The organism is Mesorhizobium sp. M7A.F.Ca.US.005.03.2.1 (assembly GCF_003997795.1).
Taxonomy (GTDB): domain Bacteria; phylum Pseudomonadota; class Alphaproteobacteria; order Rhizobiales; family Rhizobiaceae; genus Mesorhizobium; species Mesorhizobium ciceri.
Map to the genome: position 1 here is coordinate 1 of NZ_RZRP01000445.1, position 5,173 is coordinate 5,173.

General features: G+C 64.0%; 7 protein-coding genes. 3 read left to right on the forward strand and 4 right to left on the reverse strand.

Going from position 1 to position 5,173, the window contains the following annotated elements:
• Window positions 1–9 precede the first annotated feature (9 nt).
• Window positions 10–1,095 (forward strand): methionine ABC transporter ATP-binding protein, encoded by a 1,086-nt coding sequence (locus EN991_RS22500; RefSeq protein ID WP_127369583.1) that lies wholly within the window; start codon window positions 10–12, stop codon window positions 1,093–1,095.
• Complete coding sequence (locus tag EN991_RS22505; protein ID WP_127369580.1) at window positions 1,076–1,732, forward strand: methionine ABC transporter permease; 657 nt, start codon at window positions 1,076–1,078, stop codon at window positions 1,730–1,732. The genes EN991_RS22500 and EN991_RS22505 overlap by 20 nt, the downstream gene beginning before the upstream one ends.
• Window positions 1,733–1,748: 16 nt before the next feature.
• On the opposite strand, the gene EN991_RS22510 is transcribed toward EN991_RS22505, so the two are convergent.
• Window positions 1,749–2,126, reverse strand: a complete 378-nt coding sequence (locus EN991_RS22510) for a Fic family protein (protein WP_348629883.1) — start codon at window positions 2,124–2,126, stop codon at window positions 1,749–1,751.
• 10 nt (window positions 2,127–2,136) lie between these two features.
• On the opposite strand from EN991_RS22510, the gene EN991_RS41790 reads away from it, so the two are divergent.
• Entirely contained in the window at window positions 2,137–2,400 is a 264-nt protein-coding gene (locus EN991_RS41790; protein WP_335919021.1) for a hypothetical protein, read from the forward strand.
• 191 nt (window positions 2,401–2,591) lie between these two features.
• Here the strand turns inward: EN991_RS41790 and EN991_RS22520 are convergent, their stop codons facing one another.
• The 3 genes from EN991_RS22520 to EN991_RS22530 form a co-directional block, all read right to left on the reverse strand.
• Window positions 2,592–3,722 (reverse strand): aminomethyltransferase family protein, encoded by a 1,131-nt coding sequence (locus tag EN991_RS22520; protein ID WP_127369581.1) that lies wholly within the window; start codon window positions 3,720–3,722, stop codon window positions 2,592–2,594.
• Window positions 3,723–3,776: 54 nt separating this feature from the next.
• Window positions 3,777–4,553 (reverse strand): ABC transporter substrate-binding protein, encoded by a 777-nt coding sequence (locus tag EN991_RS22525; RefSeq protein ID WP_127369582.1) that lies wholly within the window; start codon window positions 4,551–4,553, stop codon window positions 3,777–3,779.
• A gap of 123 nt (window positions 4,554–4,676) precedes the next feature.
• Window positions 4,677–5,173: hydantoinase B/oxoprolinase family protein (locus tag EN991_RS22530; RefSeq protein WP_206519232.1), on the reverse strand; the 497-nt coding region annotated here is incomplete at its 5' end.

Below are 5,173 nucleotides of genomic sequence, written 5' to 3' on the forward strand. Positions count from 1 at the left end.
AACCAGCATATCACGGCATCCGGGGAGACCGCCGATCCGACCCAGACCCGGCCCGACGCATCTCAGGATGTCGTGCGCCTTGTCGACCTGAAGCGCCATTTCGGTGTGACGGCGGCGCTCGACGGCATTTCGCTGACCGTGCGCAAGGGCGAGATCCTCGGTATCATCGGCCGCAGCGGCGCCGGCAAATCGACGCTGATCCGCTGCCTGAACGGGCTGGAACGGCCTGACTCCGGCGAGGTGTTCATCGAGGGCCGCGAGATCAGCCGGCTCGGCGAGCGCGACCTGCAGCCGCTGCGGCGGCGCATCGGCATGATCTTCCAGCATTTCAACCTGCTGTCGGCCAAGACCGTCGAGGACAATGTGGCGCTGCCGCTGAAGATCGAGGGCCGGCCGAAAGCCGAGAGGCTGAAGCGCGCCGCCGAACTGCTCGATCTTGTCGGCCTGTCGGAGAAAGCCAAGGCCTATCCGGCGTCGCTGTCGGGCGGCCAGAAGCAACGGGTCGGCATCGCCAGGGCGCTTGCCGCGCGCCCGGCGCTGCTCCTGTCGGACGAAGCCACCTCGGCGCTCGATCCGGAGACGACGCGCTCCATCCTCGCACTGCTCAAGGACATCAACCGGCAGCTTGGCCTGACCATCCTTTTGATCACCCATGAGATGGAGGTGATCCGTTCCATCGCCGACCGCGTGGCGGTGATCGACGCCGGACGCATCGTCGAGCAAGGGCCGGTCTGGTCGGTGTTTGCCGACCCACGCTCCGAGATCACACGCAGCCTGCTCGGCGCCATCAGGCCGCAGCTGCCGGCCGAGCTGGCAGCGCGGCTGCTGCCGGCGGCCGGTGCGGAAACCATCCTGCGCGTCGACGTGGCCGGCGAGGCGGCAAGCAGTCCGCTGCTGTCCGACCTTGCCACTGCTGTTCCGGGTGCCTTTCGCCTCGTCCATGGCGGCATCGATCATGTCCAGCAGCAGCCGGTCGGCACGCTGTTCCTGTCGGTTCCCGGCAGCGATGCAGATCATCTCGCTGACATCATCACATTCCTGAAGGCCCGCCAGGCGCGGGTGGAGGTGCTTGGCCATGTCGCCAATCCTGTTTGAGCTTCTGCTGCGTTCGATCTGGGAGACAGTGCTGATGACGGCCGCTTCCGGCCTCATCTCGCTGGTCTTCGGCCTGCCGCTCGGCTTGGCGCTGATCGCCACCGAACGCGGCGGCATTGCCGAAAGCCTGTGGGTCAACCGCGCGCTCGGCGCGGTCATCAACGGCTTCCGCTCGGTGCCCTTCATCATCCTTCTGGTGGCGCTGATCCCAGTGACGCGGCTGATCGTCGGCACCTCGATCGGCACCTGGGCGGCCATCGTGCCGCTGTCGATCGCCGCCACGCCCTATTATTCGCGCATCGCCGAAGTGTCGCTGCGCGAGGTCGACCACGGCTTGATCGAGGCAGCGCGCGCCATGGGCGGCAACCGCTGGACGATCATCCGCGAGGTGCTGGTGCCGGAAGCCCTGCCCGGCATCGTCGCCGGCTTCACGGTGACGCTGGTGACTTTGATCGGCGCTTCGGCCATGGCCGGCGCCATCGGCGCCGGCGGCCTCGGCGACCTCGCCATCCGCTACGGCTACCAGCGTTTTGAGACGTCGGTGATGATCGCAGTGGTCATCGTGCTGATCATCCTGGTCTGCGGCATCCAATGGGTGGGGGATCGGTTGGCGGCGAGGCTGGATAGACGGGGGTGATTGTTAGGCCGACGAACTAGGCGATGATGTCTTCTATCAGTGCTTGCAATGACGCTTCTGAACCGCTGAAACTGTCGATCATGGCTTGAATGACGCGATCCCGTTCAAGGATGTCGTCATTGAATATCAGGCCCGCGTGCTCGGCGAGCATCGCAAGGAAGGTGAGCTGGGTTCGGCCGTTGCCTTCGCGAAACGGATGCACGGCGTTGATCTCCGCGACGATGTGCGCCAGATGCTTCGCAAAGCTGGTGCCGTCGAGATGAGCTAAGCGGTCGGGATTGCCGAGTTCGCGAAAGACCCGCGCCATCTCGGTGGCGATGTGTTCGGGATAGCGGAACCAATTGCCGGCCTTGCCGATGCGGATGGTGCGCGGCTGACCGGCCCAGCCACACATCCTGGAACAGGTGCCGGTGCAGGCCGAGATAGTGACGGTAGTCGAGTTCGCCTGCCGGCAATGGCTCGTCAGCGCGAGTCAGGAACAGCGCGAGCTCGACTTCATCAAGCTCAGCCTGGTCGCGGATGTCCAACAGGTTAATGAGCACCGTCGTGCCGGGGTAGCACAGCGGATCGAACTCAGCGGCGTAGACCAACGTCTATTTCTTCTTGCGGATTTCTTCCTTGATGAGCGAACGCCGCTCATCACCGGACAGTCCGTGTCGTACGCCTAGGGCGAGTAATTTCGCCATGCGAGGCGATAAGGTCATGCCTTCCACGGCGCTGATTTTCTCGCCGCGCTCGCTGGTCAGCACGAACTGGCCGGTCTTGGCTGAACGACTGGCTCTTGAGCTAGGAGACTTCATTTCGAGACAATATCATAACCATTGAGGAGAGACCAAAATGATTTCCAGGGTAAGCCCAGTTAGCCGCGCAACCTCCCCCCCTCGGGATCGAAGAACGGTATCGGCGCCACGACCGCGCGGGTCGGCCTGCCGTCGATGTCGATGCTGAGTTCGGTGCCAATCGCGGTGAAAGGCAGCCGCAGGTGCGCCGTGGCCAGCACCTTGCCCAGGGAATAGCCGTGATCGCTGTAGGTGACGATGCCAGCGTCCTCGCCATCGGCCAGGACCCTGGCATCGGTGGCGGCCGGCGTGTCGCCGTCGAGGATCAGGCCGACCCATTGCTCGTCGAGGCCCTTGTCGCGAACCTTGAGCAACGCTTGCCGGCCGACGAAATCGCCCTTGTCGAACTTGATCCAGCGGTCGAGCCCGACATGGAACGGGGTGCGGCTCTCATCCATGTCGATGCCGTGCGCCGGATAGGCCTTTTCCAGGCCCAGCGTGAACATTGCCAGCACGCCATAGGGTTTCAGGCCAAAGTCCCGGCCGGTCCGCATCAGCGCATCCCAGACCGAAGCGGCCTCGTCGGCCGGCACGAACAATTCGAAGCCGAGCTCGCCGGTGACCCCGGTGCGCGAGATCAGCACCCGCGTGCCGTTGATGTGGCCTGACGTGAACGACCAGCGCTTCAGTCCATCTAGATCGGCATCCGCAATCAACGCTTTCAGCAGTTCGCGCGAGCGCGGGCCCTGGATGGTCGGGAAGGCGATGGCTGCGGTTATGTCGGTGACATAGGCTTTGCGACCCTGCGCGTGATGCAACAGCCAGGGCAGCATCTTCAGGCGGTTGACCGAGCCGGTTACCAGCATGAAGTGCTCCGGACCCAACCGAAACACGGTGAGGTCGTCCATGATGCCGCCATCCTCGCGGCAGACGGTGGAATAGCGGACCTGGCCCGGTTTCATGGCCGCGGCATCATTGACGATGACGTGGTTGACCAGCGCCTCGGCGTCCGGCCCCTTGATGTCCATCTTGCCCATGGTGCTGAGATCCTGCACGCCGACATTTTTGCGGGTGTTCAGGTGCTCGTCGGCAATGCCGGAATAAGTTTTGGCCGAGATGAAATCGCCCCCGACACGACCCATGGTCGCGCCCAGCCCGACGATGCTGCTGTAGAAAGGGGAACGCCGCTCAGCCAAGGAAGTCTCCATCATTCAAGAAAAACGGCAGCGCCAGCCGGCGCTGCCGGAAGGCATCTGTTGTCGTTCTCAGCTGCCGTAGACGTCGAAGGAAAAGTACTTGTCGTTGATTTCCTTGTACTTGCCATTGGCGCGCAGCGCGTCGATGGCCGCATTGAGCTTGTCGGCCAGTTCCTTGTTGCCCTTTTGCAGGGCGATGCCGACGCCGGGGCCGTGTATGGCCGGATCGGCGGTCAGCGTGCCGAGCAGCTTGCAGCAGGCGCCGTCTGGCTTCTTCAGCCACTCGGTCAAGATGATCGAGCCGTCCATCATCGCGTCGAGGCGGCCATTGGCCATGTCGGTGCGGGCATCGTCGCCCGTCGGATAGGCCTTGACCGTCGAGCCTTCATATTTCTGGTCGGCGAATTTCTGGTGGATGGTCGCGGTCTGCACCCCGAGCGCCTTGCCTTTCAGGTCGTCCGGCGAGGTGCCTGATATGGTCGAATCCTTGGGCACGGCGATGGCCGGCGGCGTCTGGTAGTATTTGTGGGTGAACTCGACCTTCTCGGCTCGCTCCGGCGTGATAGTGATGTTGATGATGGCGTCGAACTTGCCGGCCTGCAGCGCCGGTATGGAACCATCGAAATCCTGCACGCTGAACTCACATTCGGACTTCATCTCGGCGCACAGCGCCTTCCCCAAGTCGATGTCGAAGCCGCCCAGCGTGCCGTCGGCGCTGGCGTAGTTGAAGGGCGGATAAGCGCCTTCGGTGCCGATCCTGAGTTTTTTGTCCTGGGCGGAGGCGGCACCCGTGGCAAGGGTGAGGGCGACGGAAGCGGCAAGCACGAAACGACCGAAAAGACGCATGTTCGAGATCCCCGTTGAAAGCGGGAAGTCTACGGTCTTCCAGGCGCGCGGCGGAGACGGAAACGACATGCGCTGCGGCGATCACGGCGCGGCGAGCAGACCAGGCGAGCGATCGGTGATGTGTTAGCCGACGCGCTGCTTGTCGGTGGCCATCTGGTCGATGGCCAACTCCCCGGCCGAGAGGACAACGCCAAACTTTTCGGTGGCTTCCTCTGATGTGTAGTACCCCAGCGCCACGTCGCGCAGCACAAGATCGGCATCGCGCTGCAGCGGATCGCCATAGCCGCCGCCGCCCGGCGTGCCGACGCGCACGCGGTCGCCGGCCTTGAGCGCAATGTCCTGTTCTTTGGACAAATGCGGCGGCACGTGTTCCTCGCCGTTGCGGAAGACGGTCACCGTGTTGACGGCGCCGTCCTTGCCGCCAAGCGCGCCCTGCGGGCCGAACCGGCCATGGTCCATGACGAAGGAAGCGCGGGCGTCGCCGCGCAGGATTTCCACCTCATAGGCGAGGCCGAAACCGCCGCGATGCTTGCCGGCGCCGCCGGAGCCTTCACGCAAGGCGTAGTGGCGGTAGAGCACCGGGGAGGCCCGTTCCATGAACTCGACCGGGGGGGGCTTGG